Origin of the sequence: Kineococcus sp. NPDC059986 (genome assembly GCF_040702905.1) — a bacterium.
Lineage (GTDB): Bacteria > Actinomycetota > Actinomycetes > Actinomycetales > Kineococcaceae > Kineococcus.
In genome coordinates, this window is the sequence record NZ_JBFBND010000014.1 from 19,176 (window position 1) to 38,057 (window position 18,882).

The following is an 18,882-nucleotide window of genomic DNA, read 5'->3' on the forward strand; positions in this document are numbered from 1 at the left end:
CCTGGAGACGACATGCGCACCACCCGATCCACCCTGCGCCTGGCCACCGTCGGGGCCCTCACGGTGACGTTGGCCCTGGCCGGCTGCTCGCGCGGGTCCCAGCAGGCGAGTTCCGGCGACCCCACGGCCACCGGGCAGGGGTCCTGCCCGGACGTCGTGGCGACCGCGAAGCAGGCCGTCCAGGCCGCCTCGGCGACCGACGCCCCGTGGACCGGACCGACTACGGGACCCGCTGCCGCACAGGGCAAGGAGATCGCGTTCGTCGCCCAGACCCTGACGAACCCCGGGGTGGCCGGGGTGGCCAAGGGCGTCCAGGAGGCCGCCGCGAAGATCGGCTGGACCGTCCGGGTCCTGGACGGCCAGGGCGATCAGGCGGGCATCCAGAACGCGTTCGGCCAGGCCCTGGCGCTGAACCCCGCCGGCATCGTCATCGGCGGTTTCGACCCCAAGACGACGTCGTCGCAGCTGGCGCAGGCCAAGGCGGCCGGGATCCCCGTCATCGGCTGGCACGCCGTCGGCGACCCCGGCCCCAGCACCGACCCCGAACTGTTCACCAACGTCACGACGAAGGTCGACGACGTGGCGAAGATCAGCGCGCAGTACATCATCGCCCAGTCCAACGGCACCGCGGGCGTCGTCGTCTTCACCGACGACTCGATCCCGTTCGCGGCCGGCAAGGCGAAGTCGATCGAGACCGACCTCGCCGAGTGCAGCAGCGTCAAGGTGCTGAACAAGTCCAACATCCCGATCCCGGACGCGGGGACCCGCACCCCGCAGGAGTTCTCCTCCCTGGCCTCCCGGCTCGGCGACTCCTGGACGTACTCCGTCGCCATCAACGACCTCTACTTCGACAACGCGGCGACCCCGCTGCGCGCCGCCGGCAAGCAGGGCGGCGGCGCGCCCTACAACGTCGGGGCGGGCGACGGGTCCGAGGCCGCCTTCCAGCGCATCGCGAGCAAGCAGTTCCAGGCCGCGACGATCCCCGAACCCCTCAACCAGGAGGGCTGGCAGATCGTCGACGAGTTCAACCGCGCGTTCGCCGGTCAGCCCGACAGCGGGTACGTCCCGGCCGTGCACATCACGGACGCCGACAACGTGGGCACCTCGACGTCGTGGGACCCTGCGGGGTACCGCGAGGCGTACGCCAAGGTCTGGGGCCGCTGACCGGCCCGCCGATCGAGATCGAGGAGCACCGTGATCCACCCCCTGTTCGACGTCAGCGGCTCACGGGCCCTGGTCACCGGGTCCAGCCGCGGGATCGGCCACGCGCTGGCCACCGGACTGCTGGAGGCCGGCTGCACCGTCGTCCTCAACGGCCGTGACCCCGCGCGGCTCGAGGAGGCCCGCGCGGGTCTGGCCGAGCGGTTCGGCGACCTCGTCCGCGCCGTCGCCTTCGACGCGACGGACGCCGACTCGGTCCGCGACGGCGTGGCCCGGATCGAGGGCGAGGTCGGCCCGCTGGACGTCCTGGTCAACAACACCGGCGCCCAGCACCGCGCGCCGTTCCTGGACTTCCCGGACGAGGCGTGGCACCGGCTCCTCGCGACGAACCTCACGAGCGCCTTCCTCGTGGGCCGGGAGGTGGGCCGGGCCATGGCCTCCCGCGGCCGCGGGAAGATCGTCAACGTCGCCTCGCTGCAGAGCGAGGTGACGCGGCCCGGCATCACGCCCTACGCCGCCACCAAGGGCGGGTTGAAGATGCTCACCAAGGGCATGTGCGCCGACCTCGCCCCGCACGGGCTGTGCGTCAACGCGATCGGGCCCGGGTACTTCGACACCGAGCTCACCTCGGCCCTCGTGGCGGACGAGGAGTTCAGCGCGTGGGTGCGGGGCCGGACCCCCGCGGGCCGGTGGGGGGACGTGCGGGACCTCGTGGGGACGCTGCTGTTCCTCGTGAGCCCCGCGTCGGACTTCGTGAACGGACAGGTCGTCTACGTGGACGGGGGCATGACGTGCGTGCTGTGATCGCCTACGGCAAGGGTGACGTCCGGGTCGAGGCGCTCGAGCTCCCCCGCCCGGGTCCGGGGCAGGTCGCGGTGCGGATCGCGTACGGCGGGATCTGCGGGTCGGACCTGCACTACGTCCACCGCGGCGGTGTCGGGGACTACTCGATCCGCGAACCCCTCACGCTCGGGCACGAGGTCTCCGGCACGGTCGCCGAGCTCGGCGAGGGCGTCGACGGTCCGCCCGTGGGCACGCCCGTCACGGTGCACCCCGCGACCCCGTGCGGGGAGTGCGCGCAGTGCCGTGCGGGCCGCCCGAACACCTGCCCCAGCACGCGCTACCTCGGCAGCGCGGCCCACCTGCCGCACGTGCAGGGCGGGTTCGCCGACGTCCTCGTGGTGCGGGCCGCGCAGCTCGTGGAACTGCCCGCCGGGTTGGCCCTGGACCGGGCGGCCCTCGCCGAACCCCTCGCCGTGGCGCTGCACGCCCTCTCGCGCGCCGGGGACGTCCGCGGGCGCCGCGTGCTCGTCACCGGCGCTGGACCCATCGGCGTCCTCGTCGCCGCCGCCGCCCGGCACGCCGGGGCGGCGGAGGTCGTCGTGAGCGACCTCGTCCCGCAGGCCCTGGAGGTGGCGCGCCGGTGCGGGGCCACCTCGACGGTGCCGGCCGGTGACCAGGCCGGTGGGCTGGACGCGGGCGACCCGCTCGACGTCGACGTCGCGGTCGAGGCCTCCGGGGCCCCGCAGGCGCTCGGCACGTGCGTCCGCCACGTCGTGCGGGGCGGGATCGTCGTGCAGGTGGGGCTGCTGCCCCCCGGCGACGTCCCGGCGCCGGGGAACCTCCTCGTCACCAAGGAGGTCGACCTGCGCGGCGCGTTCCGGTTCGCCGACGAGATCCGCACGGCCGTCGACCTGCTGGCCGGCGGGTTGCCCGTCGACGCCGTGCTGACCCACCGGGTCCCCGTGGCCGAGGCCGTCCCGGCCTTCGACCTCGCCGGCGACCGGACGGTGGCGAGCAAGGTGCTGCTCGACTTCACCGGTGACGTCACAGGTGGTACAGCCGACTGAGGCTCACCGCCTCCGCCGGTGCGGAGGTCACGGGTTCGCCGTCCATCGTCACGAGACCGGTGGGCGCGACCCGGACCTGGGCCAGCCGGGAGTTGCGCACCATCGAGGTCAGTCCGATCCCCCGGGTTCCGCGGACGCCCACGCGGCGGCGACGCGTCGTCATGCTGTCGTTGCCGTCGGCGGCCGCGGCCTGGGACGTGAACGCCACCGACAGGTCGGCCGCGGTGGCGCCGTGGGCCCCGAACTGGGGGCCGTAGACGAGCGGTTGCGCGCGGTCGATGGCCGCGTTCGGGTCGCCCGTGACGCCCCAGGCCGGGAAACCCGCCTTGAGGACGAGGTCGGGTTTGGCGCCGAACCACTCCGGTCGCCACAGCACGACGTCGGCGAGCTTGCCGACCTCGAGGGTTCCGACCTCGTGCGACAACCCGTGCGCGATGGCCGGGTTCACCGTCAGCTTGGCGACGTAGCGCAGGGCCCGCTCGTTGTCGTGCAGCGGGTCCTCCGCACCGAGTTCGGCCTTCATCTTCCCGGCCATCGCGAACGTGCGCCGGACGGTCTCCCCCGCCCGCCCCATGCCCTGGGCGTCGGAGGAGGTGATGGGGATGACGCCGAGGTCGTGCAGGACGTCCTCGGCCCCCATCGTCCCGGCACGGATGCGGTCGCGGGCCAGCGCCGCGTCGCCGGGCAGGTCCTCCTTGAGCCCGTGGGCGGCGATGATCATGTGGTAGTGCTCGGCGACCGCGTCGCGGCCGAACGGCAGGGTCGGGTTCGTCGAGGACCCGATGACGTTGGGTTCCCCCGCCATGCGCAGGACGTTCGGCACGTGGCCGCCGCCGCAGCCCTCGATGTGGAACGCGTGGATCGTCCGGCCGGCCAGGACGGCGAGGGTGTCCTCGACCGACAGCGCCTCGTTGATGCCGTCGGTGTGCAGCGCGACCTGGACGTCGTGCTCCTCCGCCACCGTGAGCGCGGTGTCGAGAGCGCGGGCGTGGGCCCCCATGTCCTCGTGGACCTTGAACCCGCAGGCCCCGCCCTCGACGAGGGCCTCGACCGAGGAACCCGGGTCGCTGGCCGAACCCCGACCGAGGAAACCGATGTTCACGGGCCAGGCGTCGAACGCGTTGAACGCGTGCCGCAGCGCCCACGGCGAGTTCACGCCCACACCCCAGACGGGGCCGAACTCCTGGCCGATGATCGTCGTCACCCCCGAGGCCAGCGAGGCCTCCATGATCCGGGGGGACAACAGGTGCACGTGGGTGTCGATGGCGCCCGCCGTGGCGATGAGGCCCTCACCGGAGACGATCGTCGTGCCGGTCCCCACGACGACGTCCACGTCGTGCAGGGTGTCGGGGTTCCCGGCCCTGCCGATGCCCGAGATGCGGCCCTCGCGGATCCCGATGGACACCTTGCGGATCCCCTGGACGGCGTCGAGGACGACGACGTTGGAGATGACGACGTCGCACGTGTCCCGGACCCGGGCGGCCTTGAGGTGCAACCCGTCGCGCGCGGTCTTGCCGAAACCCGCGAGGAACTCCTCCCCCGGGGCCTGCGCGTCGTGCTCGACCTGGACGACCAACCCCGTGTCGCCCAGGCGGATCCGGTCCCCCGCACGCGGTCCGTAGGTGGCCGCGTAGTCCCTGCCGGACAGGCTCACCGTGAACCCCCTCCGTCGTGGCCGGCGTCGAGGTACCCGCAGGCGCGGGCCCGTTCCAGCGCCTGCTCGAACGCCCCGGGTGCGTCGAGCGGTCCGTCGACCAGGCCGGCGAACCCGATGGCGACGCGGTCGCCCCCGAGGGGCGTGAGGTCCACGTCGTGGGTCTGGCCCGGGTCCCAGCGCACCGTCCCGCCCGCGTCGATCGCGGCGCGGCGGCCGTAGGCGGCGGCCCGGTCGAACGCCAGGCGGGGGTTCACCTCGAAGAAGTGGAAGTGCGAGGTGACGCTGATCGGCACCGTCGAGGTGTTCGTCACCGACAACGTCACGAGGTCGGCGAACTCCAGCGGCGTCTGCGGTCCCGGCAGGACGGCGCCGGGGGCGTCGTCGCCCTGGGACCCTCCCCCGAACGGGTCGGTGACGACGACGAGCCGCGTCCCGTCGTCGAACACGGCCTCGACCTCGACCTGACCGACGACGTCCGGAACTCCGGGCAGCACGTCCTGCACACCGAGGACGGACCGGCCGGCGGCCATGGCCTCGGCCAGGCGCCGGCCGTCCCGGGCGGCCTCGCAGACGGTGTCGGCGACGAGGGCCGTCGCCTCGGGGACGTTGAGCCGCAGTCCGCGCGCTCGGCGGGCGCGGGCGAGCTCGGCCACGGTGAAGATCAGCAGGCGGTCCCGCTCGCTCGGGGTCAGGCGCATGGCGCGGAGAGTAGCCCGCGGCGCAGGCCGCGGAAGACGTCACACGACGGAAACACGGGCGGAACGGATTCGACATCCACGAACCGCACCATAACCGACACGGTTTCGGTTAGGCTCCGGTCGTGCAACGGAGCACCTCACCCAGGAGGACCTCGTGATGGACCCTGTGATCAAGGCTGGAACGACCGCACCACCCGCTCCCCCGGCACGCTCCGACGACCAGCTCAAGGGGTCCCTCGGCGCCACCGGGATCACCGCCATGGTGGTCGCGGCCGCCGCCCCCCTCACGGTCATGACGGGCATCGCCCCCCTGGCCATCGCCATCGGCGGGATCGGCGCCCCCGCGGGCTACCTCGCCGCCATGGTCGTCCTGGCGGTCTTCGCCGTGGGTTTCACGACGATGACCCGCGTCACCGGCGGCGCCGGGGCCTTCTACTCCTACATCACGCTCGGCCTGGGCCGGAGTGTCGGCGCCGCAGCAGGACTCGTCGCGATCATGTCGTACAACGCCCTGCAGATCGGCGTGTACGGCCTGCTCGGCCTGCAGTTCCAGGCCACCGTCGCCCGCCTCACCGGACTGACCCTGCCGTGGTGGCTGTACGCCGTCGTCGCCGTCGTCGCCGTGTGGGCGCTCGGCCGGCGCGGCATCGACGTCGGCGCGAAGCTGCTCGGGGTCCTGCTCACGGCCGAGACGCTCGTCCTGGCGGTCCTCGTCGTGGGGGTCGTCGTCCACGGCGGTGCGAACGGCCTGCACCTGACGACGTTCAGCCCCGCCGCGCTCACCGACCCCGGCCTCGTCGGCATCCTCGGGTTCTGCTTCGCGGCCTTCGCCGGGTTCGAGTCGACCGCGCTCTACCGGCGCGAGGCGCGCACCCCCGAACGCTCGATCCCCCGCGCCACCTTCGGCGCCGTCGCCTTCCTCGGCCTGTTCTACGGCCTCGTCGTGTGGGCCGTCGTCCAGGCCCTGGGCGACGCCGACGCCCGCGCCGCCGCGGGCGCGAACCCCGTCGCGCTCTTCAGCGCGGTGATGGACCGCTACGTCGGGACCTGGGCCACCGACGTCATGGCCGTGCTCGTGCTCACGAGCGTCCTGGCCGCACAGCTCGCCTTCCACAACGCGATCAACCGCTACTCCTTCACCCTGGCCCGCGACGGGCTGATGCCCGCGCCGCTCGCGCACGCCCACCCGCGCTACGCCTCGCCCGCGCGCGCCGGTGCCGCGCAGAGCGTGCTGGCGGCCGTCGTCGTGGTCGGCGCCGCGCTGCTGCACGCCGACCCCTACCGCCAGCTCGTCATCTGGGTGAACACCCCCGGCGCGATCGGCGTCATGCTCCTGCAGACCCTCACGAGCATCGCCGTCGTCGCCTACCTGCGTCGTCGTCCCGACGTCAGCGGCCTCGTGAAGTGGGTCTCGGTCCTCGCCTCCGTCCTGCTCGCCGTGGCCACGGGTCTCCTGGTCCGCTACGTCGCGCTGCTGACGGGAGCCTCGACCGGCACCAACGTGGTCCTCGTGGCCATCGTCCCGGGGGCCCTGCTGCTCGGGATCGTGCTCGCGCAGCTGCTGCGCGCGCGCCGACCCGACCTGTACGTCCGCATCGGAGGAGAGTCGTGACCCACCACACCCCGGACCCACGGCTGATCGTCGTCGCCGACACCGTCCACACGCTGGACCCCGCCCGTCCGCACGCCCAGGCCGTCGCGGTCACCGACGGCACGATCACCGCCGTCGGCGACCGCGCCGACGTCGCCGGCTGGCGCGGGAAGGACACCGAGGTGGTCGACCTCGGCGGCGCCACCGTCACCCCGGGCCTCGTCGACGGCCACGTCCACCCCGTCATGGGGCTCGTGCTCACCGCGGGCGTCGACCTCACCGGCGTGCGCACCCGCGGAGAACTCGTCGAGGCGCTGCGCGCGGGCGTCGGGGACGTGCGCGGGGGTGAGTGGGTTCGCGGCTGGGGCCTGGACCCCAACGCCTTCGAGGGCGCGCCCATCACCCACGAACCCCTCGTCACCGCCCTGGGCCCCGACGCGCTCGTGCACATCACCCTCTTCGACGCCCACTCCGCGCTCGTCTCCCCCCGCGCCCTGGAGCGCGCCGGGATCACCGGGCCCCGGGAGTTCCGCTCCGGCGCCCGCGTCGTCGTCGCGCACGACGACGCGGGAGGCCGCCCGACGGGCCACCTCCTGGAACTCGAGGCCATGGACCTCGTCGGGGACCTGCTGCCGCCCGAGGCTCCCGCCGACCGGCGGCGCCGCTTCCGCGACCTGCTGCAGTCGATGGCGGCGACGGGTCTGGTCGGTGCGAACGCGATGGACTTCGAGGGCGGCTCCGCCGACCTCGTGGTCGCCGTCGCGGACGAGGAGGCCGGGTTGCCGATCCGCCTGCGGTTCGCGCCGTTCGTCATGCCGCACCACGGCCACGACCACCTCGAGCACGTGGTGGACCTGCAGCGCAGCGCCGGACGCCGCTGGTCGGTCGACGGCGCGAAGTTCATGATCGACGGGACGATCGACGGCGGGACGGCCTGGCTCGCGGAGGCCGACGCGCACGGGGAGTCCACGGCGCCGTTCTGGCCCGAACCCGCCCGGTACACCGAGGCCCTGCGGTTCCTCGCCGCGCACGGCGTGCCGACCGTCACCCACGCGATCGGCGACGCCGGCATCCGGCACGTCCTGGCGTCCGTGGCGGGGCTCGACGAGCGCCCCCGTGTCCCGCACCGGGTCGAGCACATCGAGACCCTCCCCGACGACCTCGTCGCGGAGTTCGCCCGGCTCGACGTGACGGCGAGCATGCAACCGACGCACTGCACGCACTTCACCCGGGCCGACCACAGCGACAACTGGTCCCAGCGCCTCGGCGAGGTGCGGGCCGACCGCGCCTTCCGCACCCGCGACCTGCGGGACGCCGGCGCCCGGCTCGCCCTCGGCTCGGACTGGCCGATCGCCCCGTTCGACCCCCGCGCGACCATGGCCGACGCCCGGTTGCGCCGCACCGCCGGCCGGCGGGAGGAGGAACCGGTCCTGCCCGGGCAGGCCCTCACCGCGCTCATGGCCCTGGAGGGGTACACGACGCACGCCGCCCACGCCGCCGGGCTGGGCGACCGGGCCGGTACGGTGCGGGCGGGCGCTCGGGCCGACCTCGTCGCCTTCGGCCTGGACCCGCTGAGCGCCGATCCCGACGAGTTCGCCCAGTCCCCCGTCCACCTCACCGTGGTCGACGGTGCCGTCGTCCACCGTTCCTGACCGACCTGTGCCCGACCGGAGGTCCCACCCATGACGAACCCGACGCGCGCCATGCCCGCCGAGTGGGCGCCGCACCAGCGCACCTGGATGGCGTTCCCGACCCCGAACCCCACGTTCGGGGAGGCGGGCGGACCCGACCTCGCCCGCGCCCGCCGCGCGTGGGGCGCCGTGGCGAACGCCGTCGCGGCGCACGAACCCGTGACCGTCCTGGTGAACCCCGGGGACCGCGCGGCCGCCCGGGACCTGCTCGACGCGCACGTCGACCTCGCCGAGGTCCCCCTCGACGACGCGTGGCTGCGCGACTCCGGCCCCACGTTCGCCACCGAGGGCGGTTCGCCCGTCGCGGTGGACTGGCGCTTCAACGGCTGGGGCGCCCAGGCCTGGGCCCGCTGGGAGCACGACGCCCGCGCGGCCCGCGCCGTGGCCGAGCTCACGGGCACCGCCGTCAGCGCGTCGGACCTCACCCAGGAGGGCGGGGCGTTCCACGTCGACGGGCACGGCACGGTGCTGCTCACCGACACCGTGCAGCTCGACCCGTTCCGCAACCCCGGCTGGACCCGCGAACGCGTCGAGGCGGAGGTGCACCGGCAACTCGGCACGACGACGGCGATCTGGTTGCCGCGCGGCCTGACCGCCGACTACGGCGAGTTCGGGACCCGCGGCCACGTCGACATCGTCGCCGCCTTCACCAGTTCCGGACGCGTCGTCGTGCACACCCAGCCCGACCCCGGGCACCCCGACCACGAGGTGAGCAACGAGGTCCTGGACCTGCTGCGGTCGGCGACCGACGCGCGGGGCGAACGCCTCGAGGTGCTCGAACTGCTCGCCCCGGAGACGGCGGAGGTCGACGGCGAACTCGTCGACCACTCCTACGTCAACCACTACGTCGCGAACTCCGTCGTCGTCGCCTGCGCGTTCGACGACCCGCGCGACGCCGCCGCCCGCGCCGTCCTGGAGCAGGCCTACCCCGGCCGGACCGTCGTCGCGGTCGACGCGCGCGACGTGTTCGCCTTCGGCGGCGGCATCCACTGCATCACCCAGCAGCAACCCGCCTGAACCACCGGAGATCCCCATGGCCCGCCCCAGCACCCCGCTCCTGTCCCGCGAGCAGATCCTGCGCGCCGCACTGGACCTGCTCGACACGACGGGGGAACTGGGGTTGCCCAAGCTCGCCCGCCGCCTCGACGTCGGCACCTCCTCGCTGTACCACCACTTCAAGGGCGGACGGGAGGAACTCGTCGAGGGGCTGCGGGGCCTGCTCACCGAGGACTCGATGCCGACCGTGGTCCTCGCGGGTGAGGGCTGGCAGGACTTCACGCGCCGCTGGGCGCGACGCTACCGGGAGGCGTTCGTCGCCCACCCCGCCGCGGTCCCGCTGATGACGGCGCAGACCGTCTCGCACCCCTCGACGCTCGCCAGCTACGAGATGCTCGCGCAGGTCCTGCACGACGCCGGTTTCGACGACGAGGAACTCCTGCACGCCGTGACCGTCCTGGACAACTTCGTCCTCGGGTCGGCCCTCGACGCCAGTGCCCCCGTGGAGGTCTGGGCGGACTCCGGACGCGCCGACTCGCCGCTGTCCCGGGCGATCCGGGCCACGAAGGCGCAACCCGGTGACCGCTCGGAGCGGGCGTTCCACCTGGGCCTGGAGAGCCTGCTCACCGGCCTGGAACGCCTGCGGGACGACCAGGGCTGAGGACGACCCGTCAGCGGACGGGCGGCAGTCCCCGCGGCAGCCGCTCCGGCCCGGCCTCCGGCGGCCGGGGACGGTCGTGCGAGTGCAGGCGGAACGCGAGCATGGCCACGTCGTCCTCGTGCTCGCCCGGAACCAGCCGCGCCAGCACCCCGTCGAGGAGGTCCTCGAGCGGTTCGGCCGCCAGGTCGGCCACCACCGACCGCAACAGGGCGAGACGCTCCTCCAGGGACGTGTCCCGCCGTTCGATGAGGCCGTCCGTGTAGGCCAGGACCGTGCAGCCGCGTTCCAGGACCGCGACGTGGTCGCTGCGGGTGGCCGCCGGGTCGATGCCCAGGAGGAGTTCGGCCGACCCCGAGTCCAGGCTGTGGACCGCCCCGTCGGGGGTGACGACGAGCGGGTCGAGGTGACCGGCGCTCGACCAGCGGACGTGGGTGCGCTCCCCCGACGCCTCCAGGCGCGCCACCACGGCGGTCGCGGTCGTCCCGACGTCGAGGCCCTGCATGGCCGCGTCCAGACCGGACAGCACCCGGGCGGGCGACTCCCCCGTGCTGTAGGCGATGCCGCGCAGCAGGGACCGGACCTGGCTCATGGCCGCGGCGGCGTCGATGTCGTGCCCCATGACGTCCCCGATGACGAGGACGGTCGCGCCGTCGGGGGTGAGGAACGCGTCGTACCAGTCACCGCCGACGCGCGCGGCCCGGGCCGCCGGCCGGTACCGCACCGCGACCTGCACGTGGTCCGGCTGGACGGGCGGGGTGAGGATGCTGCGCTGCAACCCCTCCGCGACGCGGTGCTGCTGGGAGTACAGCCGCGCGTTGTCGAGGGCCAGGCCGGCCCGGTCCCCCACCTCCGTCGCGAGCAGCAGGTCCTCGGAGGAGAGCCGGTCGGAGGCCCGGTCGTGGAACAGGCTGATGAGCCCGACGGTGCGGCCACGGGCGCGCACCGGCAGGCACTCGAACGCCTCCGGAGCCAGGCGCCGCAGCAGGTCCCGCGCCGGGCCCGTCGTCGTCAACTGCGCGGCGATCGCCTCGGTCGCCCCCGAGGCCAGTCCCGTCGGCTGGCCCGTGCGCCAGACCCGGAACAGGTAGGAGTTCGACGACAGCGCCTGCAGCCGGGCCGCCCGGTACTCCTGGACGAGAGACCGGCGCGCCGGGTCGGTGTGCTGGCAGCCGAGGTCGCGCAGACCACCGTCGTCGTCGACGAGCGTGACGAGGCACCAGTCCCCCAGCGCCGGCACGAGGTGCTGCGCCAGCCGCGCGTAGGCCTCCTCCACGTCCAGCGTCGAGGAGAGGTCCTCGCTGACGCGGACGATGAGGCGCAGCCGTTCGGCGGCCGCGGCGGTCGCCGCGTGGGCGGCCTCGAGCGCCCGCTGCGCCCGCAGCCGTTCGGTGACGTCGAGGAAGGAGACGGACACCCCGTCCGGGTCCGCCCACGCCCGCACCTCGAACCAGGCGTCGAGGGGGGCCGGGTAGTACGCCTCGAACGTGACGGCGGCACCCGTGCGCGCCACCTCGCGGAAGCGCCGGTCGAACTCCGACCCGACGGCCTCGGGGAACAGCTCCCACACGTTGCCGCCCAGCAGGTCCGCCCGCGAACGACCGAGCAACCGCTCGGCCTCGCCGTTGACGTACGTGAAGCGGAACTCGCGGTCCAGGGAGTAGAAGGCCGACGCCATCGACTCCAGGACCCGGGCGATGCGCGCGTCCTCGTCGCGGACCGCCGTCGTGTCGTAGGCCGCCCCCAGCACGCGGGCCGCGCGTCCGTTCTCGTCCGCGAGGGTCTGCCCGCGGGCGCGGACCCAGCGCGTGCTCCCGTCGGGGCGCACGACGCGGTACTCGGCCTCGTAGGGCCCGACCGTGTCGATCGACTCCTGCAGCGCGCGGCCCACCCGGGCGCGGTCGTCCGGGTGGACGCGGTCGTTGAAGGCCTCGATGGTGCGGCCGAAGTCGTCGGCGGCGTAGCCGAACATCGCCAGCAGGTTCTCGTCCCACACCAGGCTGCCGGTGCCGAGGTCCCAGTCGAAGGTGCCCACGCCGCCCGCGCTGACGGCGAGCTGCCACCGCACCCGCACGGCCTCGAGGTCGACCGACAGGGCCGAGAGCTCCAGCTCGGTGACGGCCGAGGCGGCCAGGGCGGTGAGCAGCGAGACGTCCGAGCCGGCCCAGTCGCGCACGTCGGGTCCGAAGACGCACAGCGCCCCCACGATGTGGCCGTCCTGGCCCCGCAGGGGCACGCCGAGGTAGGCGCGGACGGCGCCGCTGGTGACGGGCGGCAACCCGCTCACGCGGTCGTCGACGCGGGCGTCGGAGACGACGAGAGGCGCCTCGGACGTGGCCGTCACGGCAAACAGCGAGTCCGCGAGCGGTGTGACCTCCCCCGCCGCGTCGCTGGCGGGCCCGACGGCCGCGGAGATGGTCTGGACGTCGGACAGCAGCGAGACCTGGGCCGCGGGGGCACCGAGCAGCCGGGCGGCGAGCTGGGCGAGGCGGTCGAGGGCGGGGTTGTTGCTGGCGGTCACGAGGCGGCGGGCGGACTGCACGCGGTCGGTGTCGCCGGCGAACGCGGCCGCAGCGGCGGCGACCGGTGGCGGGCGGTCCATGGCGTTGGGCTCCTCGGACGACCGGACGGTTGGACGGGTGGAGCGGTCGCCGGCTTCTCCAGCGTCTCCGAGTGTGACACGCCGGGCCGGTCCCGACCCCCGCAACCGCAGGTGGGGCAGCATCCTCGGGTGATCGCGAACGTCCGCAGAACCCGGTTCCGACGGGCCCGGGCCGGGCTCCTGGCGGCGGGGTCCTGCCTCGCCCTCGTCGGGTGCGCACCCGGGGCCGCACCGGACGCGGCACCGGCCGCTCCGGGTCAGACGGCCCTGGCGCAGCTCGCGACGCTGGAGGTGAAGGGCCGCGCACCGCGCACGGGGTACGCCCGGGCGCAGTTCGGGGACGGCTGGGTCGACACCGACCGCAACGGCTGCAGCACCCGTGACGACGTCCTGGCCCGCGACCTGCAGGACGTGGCGGTCCGCCCGGGCACGCACGGCTGCGTGGTGGCCAGCGGGGAGCTCCTGGACCCCTACAGCGGGACGCGCATCGACTTCGTCCGCGGTCCGGCCACGAGCGAGGAGGTGCAGATCGACCACGTGGTGGCGTTGTCCAACGCCTGGCAGACGGGTGCCGCCCGGTGGGACGCGCAGCAGCGCAAGGCCTTCGCGAACGACCCGCTGGAACTGCTCGCCGTCGACGGGTCCCTCAACGCGGCCAAGGGCGACGGGGACGCCGCGACGTGGCTGCCCCCGGACGCCGCCTACCGCTGCGCGTACGTGGCCCGCCAGGTCGCCGTGAAGGCCGTGCACGGGTTGTGGGTGACGCCGGCCGAGGAGGAGGCCGTCGCCCGGGTGCTCTCGACGTGCCCCGGCCAGCCGTCCCCCGCGCCTACGCTCCAGCGGTGACCCTCGACGCCGTGCTCGCGTTCTGCGCCCTGTGCCTGCTGCTGGAGCTGACACCGGGTCCGAACACGTTCCTCGTCCTGCGGCACAGCCTGCACGGCGCCCGGGCGGGCGTCCTGACGGCGCTGGGGTCGGCGCTGGGGGCCCTCGTGTGGGCGAGCGCGGTCGCGGTCGGGCTCGCGGCCCTGCTGGAACGGTCCGCGCAGGCCTACCAGGTGCTCAAGGTCGCCGGCGGCGCCTACCTCGTCTTCCTCGGCGTCCGGACGTTCCTCGCGCACCGGCGCACGGGCGGCGACGTCCCCCGCCTCGCGGCCGCTCCCCGGCTGCCCGCGGCGTTCCGCGCGGGGCTCGTCTCGTGCGTCCTGAACCCCAAGGTGGGGTTGTTCTTCCTCGCCGTCGTGCCGCAGTTCGTCCCGGCCGGGGCGGGCGCCCGGGGGACGCTGCTGCTCGGCGCGCTCGAGGCGGCGGTGGCGCTGGCCTACCTCACGGTCCTGTCGCAGGTCGCCTCGCGCGCGGTCGACTGGATCCGCCGCCCGCGGGTGACGCGGACGCTGGACCGGGTGAGCGCGGCCGTGCTGACGGCCTTCGGCGTCGGGACGATCGCGGGAGCGCGCTAGTGGTCTGACCGGGAAGTCCGTGGCCACAGGCGCGTCCTGAGTGCGTGCATCGCAAGGCGTGGGAGCGATGGGCTGGCAGCGTCACCTCGAGCGACCGCAACGCAGCGAGGTGCGTGCTCAGGGCGCGAAGGGGGGCACGAACTTCCCGGTCAGACCACTAGTTCGGTTCCCCCAGCGGGGTGCGGTGGAAGTCGCCGCCGACGAGGTCGTCGTCGTCCTGCGGGACCTCGCTGGCGAAGACCTCGGCGGCGAACCGCTCGGAGTCGTCCTGCGGGTGGTACCCGATGGCCTCGCCCTCGGCCAGGGACCACCAGCGACGGGTGTTGGCCGAAACCCCCCAGACGCAGTGCCATCCCGTGACGGCCGGGTCAACGGCGGCGGTGACGAGCCGCGCGCAGTCGTCGTAGGACATCCACGTCGACAACCCGCGCACCCCGCCGGGGTGCGGGAAGCAGGAGCCGATGCGCAGGACGACGACGTCGAGCCCGGCCCGGTCGACGAACAACCGGCACAGCGACTCCCCCGCCGTCTTGCTCCAGCCGTAGTAGCTGTCGGGCCGGAAGGGGGTGTCGGCCGCCAGCGGCGGACCCTCGGGACGGGTCGTGAGGCCCACGGCGTGGTTGCTGGAGGCGAACGCGACCTTGCCGACCCCGGCCCGGACGCACGCGTCGAGCAGGACCCAGGTGCCGTGGACGTTGGCGTGCAGCACGTCCGGCCAGGCGCGCTCCTTGCTCATCCCCGCCAGGTGCACGACGGCGTCCACCCCCGCCAGGGCCGCGTCCACGACGTCGACGTCGGTGACGGAACCGGTGACGACCTCGTCGGCGTCCACCCCGTCGGCGCTCAGGTCGAGCGCCCGGACGCGGAAACCCCCGGCCCGCAGCCGGGGGACGAGTTCGCGGCCCAGGCCGCCGGAGGCACCGGTGAGGAGCAGGAGAGGTCGTTCGTCCACGGTCTGGTCTTAGCATGGCCGGGTGGCTGAGGGAACCGGGCGACCCGGCGCGTACCGCAAGGGGATCGCGCGGCGGCAGCAGATCCTCGACCACGCCATCGACCTGTTCGCCGAACGCGGCGTGGACGGGGCCTCCCTGCGCTCGGTCGCCGACGGGATCGGGGTTTCCCACGCCGCGCTGCGGCACTACTTCAGCTCGCGGGACGAACTCCTCGTCGAGGCCTACCGCGAGCACGAACGTCGCCACTCCTCCCCGGAGGACCCCGCGGCCGGGGGTCCGGTCGCGCAGATGGCGCGCTCGGCCGACCGCAACCGCGTCGTCCCCGGCCTCGTGCAGCTCTACGCGACGCTGACGGCGGACGCGTTGCAGGAGCGGCACGCGCTGACCCGGGAGTTCGTGCAGGCGCGCTTCGCCCGCGTCCGGGCCGAACTCGCCGAGGCCGTGGCCGCGGGGCAGCGCGAGGGGCGGATCGACGCCGACCTCGACCCGGTCGACGCGGCCGCGCTCGTCATCGCGGCCTCGGACGGGTTGCAGGTGCAGTGGTTGCTCGACCCCGACGGGGTCGACGTGCGCCGGTCCCTGGAACTGCTGGAACGGCTGCTGCCCAGCCGGTCCGCCCCGGAGTGACTCAGCAGCCGCAGCTGCGGCGGACGACGAGCTCGGCCGGCAGCACCTGGCGTTCGTGCGCGCCGTCGGGGGCGGGGTCGAGGGCGCGGGCCACCGCTGCGCGGGCCATCTCGGCCACGGGCTGACGGACGGTCGTCAGCGGCGGCAGGGTGAACTCCGTCTCCTCGGTCCCGTCGAAGCTCACGACGGCGACGTCGTCGGGGACGCGCAGACCCCGCTCGTGCAGCGCCCGCAGCACCCCCACGGCCTGCAGGTCCGAACTCACGAACACCGCGCGGGGGTGGTCCGGAGGCGCGAACAGCCGGGTTCCGGCGTCGTACCCGCCGCGGCGGGAGAACTCCCCGCGCGCGATGGGACCCGGGACCTGTCCGGCGTCCCGGGCGGCGGCCCGCCACCCCTGTTCACGCAGTTCGCCGGCCTCCCCGCCGATGACGAGACCCACGGGACCGCGGTCGTGGCCGAGGAGGTGGGCCGTCCCGGCGCGGGCCCCCTCGAACGCGTCGACACCGAGGCTCGGGAACCCCGGCACCTCGAAGAACGTGTTGAGCTGCACGAGCGGGACGCCGAGGCCGGAGCGGGCGACGAGGTCCGGACGCGCCATGACGCTCGTGACGACGATCGCGTCCACGCCGCGCGCGCTGAGCGCCTCGATCCGCCGGTGCTCGGCCTCGACCTCACCGTCCGTGCTGACGAGCAGGACGTCGTAGCCGCGGGCGGCGGCGACCTCGTCGACGGCGAGCGCGAACGCGGCCCACAGCGGGTTCCCGAGGTCGGGGACGACGTGGCCGAGGAGCCGGGACGACCCGCGCCGCAACGCCTGGGCGGTCGTGTTCGGGCGGTACCCGAGGACCTCGATGGCGTCCCGCACCCGCGCCGCGGTCGCCGGGGCGACCGGGCGCGGGCCGTCGTTGACGACGTAGCTCACGACCGCCGAACTGACCCCCGCGTAGCGGGCGACGTCGGCGCGGGTGACGTTCCTGCTCACCCCGGGAGCGTACTGGCCCCCACCGCGTCGGGGGTGGTGCTCAGAGCGTCGCGGCGCTGGGGTCCCAGTCCTGCGGCAGCGGGGTCACGGGGGCGACCGTGGACGCGATCTCGACGGCCGCACCGCTCGCGGCCGCGTCCCGCACCGCGAGGAGGACGTCGAGGACGTGCGCGGCCACCGCACCGGAGGCGCGTTCGGTCCCGCCCGTGCGGATCGCGCGGGCCAGGTCCAGGACACCGGAACCCCGTCCGAACGTCGACCCGACCGCAGGCAGGGTCGTGGGCTCGTCCTGGCCGAAGCGCCACAGCGTCGAGTCACCCTCGAACGTGTTCGGGTCCGGCAGGACGATGGTGCCCTCGGTCCCGTTGATCTCCACGAACCCGTTGCGCGGCAGGGCGTGCTGGAACGAGAACGTCGACTGGGCGGACTGCCCGCCGTCGAACTCGATGAGCGCGGCGTGGTGCGTCGGCACCTCGACGGGGAAGGTCTCCCCCGCCCGGGGACCCGAGGCGATGGTCCGCGTCGCCACCGACCGCGAGGCGACGGCCTGGACGCGGCTCGCGGAGCCGAAGGCGTGGACGAGGGTCGTCACGTAGTACGGGCCCATGTCGAACAGGGGTCCGGCGCCGTGGGCGAAGAGGAAGTCCGGGTTCGGGTGCCACGCCTCCGGGCCCGGGACGTGGAACATCGTCGTCGCCGTGAGGGGCTGACCGATGTCACCGCGGGCGATGGCGCGCAGCGCGCTCTGGATCCCGGCGCCGAGGACGGTGTCGGGGGCGCAGGCCACGCGCAGGCCGAGCCGTTCGGCGTCGGCGAGCAGCGCCCGGCCGGACTCGGCGTCGAGGGCGAGGGGCTTCTCGCTCCAGACGTGCTTGCCGGCGGCGAGCACCTGGCGACCGACCTCGGCGTGCACCGCGGGGATCGTGAGGTTGACGACGATCTCGACGTCGTCGCGGGCGAGGAGTTCCTCGACGGTCCCCGACGCCTGGACGCCGAACGCCTCGGCCTGCGCCGCAGCCCGGTCGAGGGCGATGTCGGCGACGAACCGGACCTCGACGTCGGCGAACTTCGTGAGGTTCTCGAGGTACTGCGTGGAGATGTTCCCGGCGCCGATGACGCCGACCCCGACGCGGCTCACGCGTCGTTCTCCTGCAGCCACGCGAGGGAGGCGGCGATGCCCTCGAAGACATCGCCGGAGTAGGCGTCGAACTCGATGACGCGCAGCGCGTCCGGCGCCGCGGCGAGGACCGCGGGGACGCCGATCTCGCCCTGACCCGCGGGCTGCTGCAGGCTCGTGTCGGTGCTGCGGGCGCCGTCCTTGACGTGCAGGAACTTGACCCGGTCGCCCAGGGAGCGCAGGAGGGCGGGGGTGTCGGCGCCGCCGACGGTGGACCAGAACGTGTCGACCTCGAGGACGACGGCCGGTTCGAGCTGCTCGACGAAGAGTTCGAGGACGGAGCGACCCTCGACGGTGTTCTGCAGCTCCCAGTGGTGGTTGTGGTAACCGAAGTCGAGGACGTACTCGTGGGCGAGCGCGCTGAGCTCGTTGACGCGCTCGGCGAGGCGGCGCACGTCGTCGGCCGTCTGCCAGCGCTCGGAGGGCACGAACGGGTCGATGACCGTCGTGATGCCGAGGGTGTTCGCCGCCTCGAAGACCTCGCGCGGGTTCTCGGCGTCGATGACCGGCGCGTGGCCGGAGGGGGCGGTGACGCCCGCGGCGGCGAAGGCGTCCTTGTACTCGGCGGTGCGCGCGTGGAACGCGTAGGGCTCCACCTGGGTCAGACCGATCTCGGCCAGTCGCGCCACCGCGGCGGACAGGTCCTGCTGCACGGCCTCGCGCACCGAGTACAGCTGCACGGAGGGTTTCCGGGACACCTCGAGACTCCTTCGTTCCGTGGACGGGGGCCGGTTTGCGGCCGAGGGCGATGCTACACCGGAACCTTCCAGTGGAAG

At 74.2% G+C, this 18,882-nt stretch carries 17 protein-coding genes; 10 read left to right on the forward strand and 7 right to left on the reverse strand.

From position 1 onward, the window contains the following. Nucleotides 1-12 precede the first annotated feature (12 nt). Genes AB0637_RS12400 through AB0637_RS12410 form a run of 3 tightly spaced genes read left to right on the forward strand, consistent with a single transcriptional unit; the run spans nucleotide 13 to nucleotide 3,011 of the window. On the forward strand, nucleotides 13-1,164 hold the full coding sequence (locus AB0637_RS12400) for a substrate-binding domain-containing protein (protein ID WP_366172527.1): 1,152 nt from the start codon (nucleotides 13-15) through the stop codon (nucleotides 1,162-1,164). Between the two features lie 30 nt (nucleotides 1,165-1,194). Then, complete coding sequence (locus tag AB0637_RS12405; RefSeq protein ID WP_366172529.1) at nucleotides 1,195-1,965, forward strand: SDR family oxidoreductase; 771 nt, start codon at nucleotides 1,195-1,197, stop codon at nucleotides 1,963-1,965. Then, nucleotides 1,953-3,011: an L-idonate 5-dehydrogenase gene (locus AB0637_RS12410; protein ID WP_366172531.1), complete on the forward strand. Its 1,059-nt coding sequence runs from the start codon at nucleotides 1,953-1,955 to the stop codon at nucleotides 3,009-3,011. Before AB0637_RS12405 ends, AB0637_RS12410 begins: the two co-directional genes overlap by 13 nt. On the opposite strand, the gene AB0637_RS12415 is transcribed toward AB0637_RS12410, so the two are convergent. Together AB0637_RS12415 and ureA are read right to left on the reverse strand one after the other, a co-directional pair. Then, nucleotides 2,989-4,659: an urease subunit alpha gene (locus AB0637_RS12415; RefSeq protein ID WP_366172699.1), complete on the reverse strand. Its 1,671-nt coding sequence runs from the start codon at nucleotides 4,657-4,659 to the stop codon at nucleotides 2,989-2,991. The two genes, AB0637_RS12410 and AB0637_RS12415, sit on opposite strands and share 23 nt — an antisense overlap. A gap of 2 nt (nucleotides 4,660-4,661) precedes the next feature. Continuing rightward, a complete protein-coding gene (ureA, locus tag AB0637_RS12420) occupies nucleotides 4,662-5,366 on the reverse strand; it encodes an urease subunit gamma (protein ID WP_366172533.1) in 705 nt (234 codons plus the stop codon). A 157-nt stretch (nucleotides 5,367-5,523) separates the two neighbouring features. Between ureA and AB0637_RS12425 the strand changes: the two genes are divergently transcribed. Genes AB0637_RS12425 through AB0637_RS12440 form a run of 4 tightly spaced genes read left to right on the forward strand, consistent with a single transcriptional unit; the run spans nucleotide 5,524 to nucleotide 10,305 of the window. After that, nucleotides 5,524-6,978, forward strand: coding sequence for an APC family permease (locus tag AB0637_RS12425; RefSeq protein ID WP_366172535.1), 1,455 nt, complete (start codon nucleotides 5,524-5,526; stop codon nucleotides 6,976-6,978). Continuing rightward, entirely contained in the window at nucleotides 6,975-8,609 is a 1,635-nt protein-coding gene (locus AB0637_RS12430) for an amidohydrolase (protein WP_366172537.1), read from the forward strand. Before AB0637_RS12425 ends, AB0637_RS12430 begins: the two co-directional genes overlap by 4 nt. Nucleotides 8,610-8,639: 30 nt before the next feature. Next, nucleotides 8,640-9,665, forward strand: a complete 1,026-nt coding sequence (locus tag AB0637_RS12435; protein ID WP_366172539.1) for an agmatine deiminase family protein — start codon at nucleotides 8,640-8,642, stop codon at nucleotides 9,663-9,665. A gap of 16 nt (nucleotides 9,666-9,681) precedes the next feature. Then, the gene (locus AB0637_RS12440) at nucleotides 9,682-10,305 is read left to right on the forward strand and encodes a TetR/AcrR family transcriptional regulator C-terminal domain-containing protein (RefSeq protein ID WP_366172541.1); all 624 of its coding nucleotides are present in this window, start codon (nucleotides 9,682-9,684) and stop codon (nucleotides 10,303-10,305) included. 10 nt (nucleotides 10,306-10,315) lie between these two features. On the opposite strand, the gene AB0637_RS12445 is transcribed toward AB0637_RS12440, so the two are convergent. Further along, nucleotides 10,316-12,904, reverse strand: coding sequence for a SpoIIE family protein phosphatase (locus AB0637_RS12445; RefSeq protein WP_366172543.1), 2,589 nt, complete (start codon nucleotides 12,902-12,904; stop codon nucleotides 10,316-10,318). 129 nt (nucleotides 12,905-13,033) lie between these two features. On the opposite strand from AB0637_RS12445, the gene AB0637_RS12450 reads away from it, so the two are divergent. Continuing rightward, nucleotides 13,034-13,750: an HNH endonuclease family protein gene (locus AB0637_RS12450; RefSeq protein ID WP_366172545.1), complete on the forward strand. Its 717-nt coding sequence runs from the start codon at nucleotides 13,034-13,036 to the stop codon at nucleotides 13,748-13,750. Next, nucleotides 13,747-14,364 carry a LysE family translocator gene (locus AB0637_RS12455; RefSeq protein ID WP_366172547.1) on the forward strand — a complete coding sequence of 206 codons (618 nt, stop codon included), beginning with the start codon at nucleotides 13,747-13,749 and terminating at the stop codon, nucleotides 14,362-14,364. Before AB0637_RS12450 ends, AB0637_RS12455 begins: the two co-directional genes overlap by 4 nt. Before the next feature lie 157 nt (nucleotides 14,365-14,521). On the opposite strand, the gene AB0637_RS12460 is transcribed toward AB0637_RS12455, so the two are convergent. Continuing rightward, on the reverse strand, nucleotides 14,522-15,316 hold the full coding sequence (locus AB0637_RS12460; protein ID WP_366172549.1) for an NAD(P)-dependent oxidoreductase: 795 nt from the start codon (nucleotides 15,314-15,316) through the stop codon (nucleotides 14,522-14,524). Nucleotides 15,317-15,338: 22 nt separating this feature from the next. Here AB0637_RS12460 and AB0637_RS12465 point away from each other — a divergent pair, with 22 nt between their 5' ends. Further along, complete coding sequence (locus AB0637_RS12465) at nucleotides 15,339-15,944, forward strand: TetR/AcrR family transcriptional regulator (protein WP_366172551.1); 606 nt, start codon at nucleotides 15,339-15,341, stop codon at nucleotides 15,942-15,944. A 1-nt stretch (nucleotide 15,945) separates the two neighbouring features. Here AB0637_RS12465 and AB0637_RS12470 read toward each other — a convergent pair whose 3' ends face one another. Genes AB0637_RS12470 through AB0637_RS12480 form a run of 3 tightly spaced genes read right to left on the reverse strand, consistent with a single transcriptional unit; the run spans nucleotide 15,946 to nucleotide 18,804 of the window. Then, entirely contained in the window at nucleotides 15,946-16,929 is a 984-nt protein-coding gene (locus AB0637_RS12470) for a LacI family DNA-binding transcriptional regulator (protein WP_366172553.1), read from the reverse strand. Between the two features lie 40 nt (nucleotides 16,930-16,969). Beyond that, on the reverse strand, nucleotides 16,970-18,067 hold the full coding sequence (locus AB0637_RS12475) for a Gfo/Idh/MocA family oxidoreductase (protein ID WP_366172555.1): 1,098 nt from the start codon (nucleotides 18,065-18,067) through the stop codon (nucleotides 16,970-16,972). Beyond that, nucleotides 18,064-18,804 (reverse strand): sugar phosphate isomerase/epimerase, encoded by a 741-nt coding sequence (locus tag AB0637_RS12480; RefSeq protein ID WP_366172557.1) that lies wholly within the window; start codon nucleotides 18,802-18,804, stop codon nucleotides 18,064-18,066. The genes AB0637_RS12475 and AB0637_RS12480 overlap by 4 nt, the downstream gene beginning before the upstream one ends. Nucleotides 18,805-18,882: the final 78 nt, after the last annotated feature.

What these genes read in the sequence shown, in the direction of transcription:
- AB0637_RS12425 (WP_366172535.1), top strand. Translation starts at nt 5,524, where the DNA reads ATGGACCCTGTGATCAAGGCTGGAACGACCGCACCACCCGCTCCCCCG.
- AB0637_RS12435 (WP_366172539.1), top strand. Translation starts at nt 8,640, where the DNA reads ATGACGAACCCGACGCGCGCCATGCCCGCCGAGTGGGCGCCGCACCAG.
- AB0637_RS12440 (WP_366172541.1), top strand. Translation starts at nt 9,682, where the DNA reads ATGGCCCGCCCCAGCACCCCGCTCCTGTCCCGCGAGCAGATCCTGCGC.
- AB0637_RS12400 (WP_366172527.1), top strand. Translation starts at nt 13, where the DNA reads ATGCGCACCACCCGATCCACCCTGCGCCTGGCCACCGTCGGGGCCCTC.
- AB0637_RS12445 (WP_366172543.1), bottom strand. Translation starts at nt 12,904, where the DNA reads ATGGACCGCCCGCCACCGGTCGCCGCCGCTGCGGCCGCGTTCGCCGGC.
- ureA (WP_366172533.1), bottom strand. Translation starts at nt 5,366, where the DNA reads ATGCGCCTGACCCCGAGCGAGCGGGACCGCCTGCTGATCTTCACCGTG.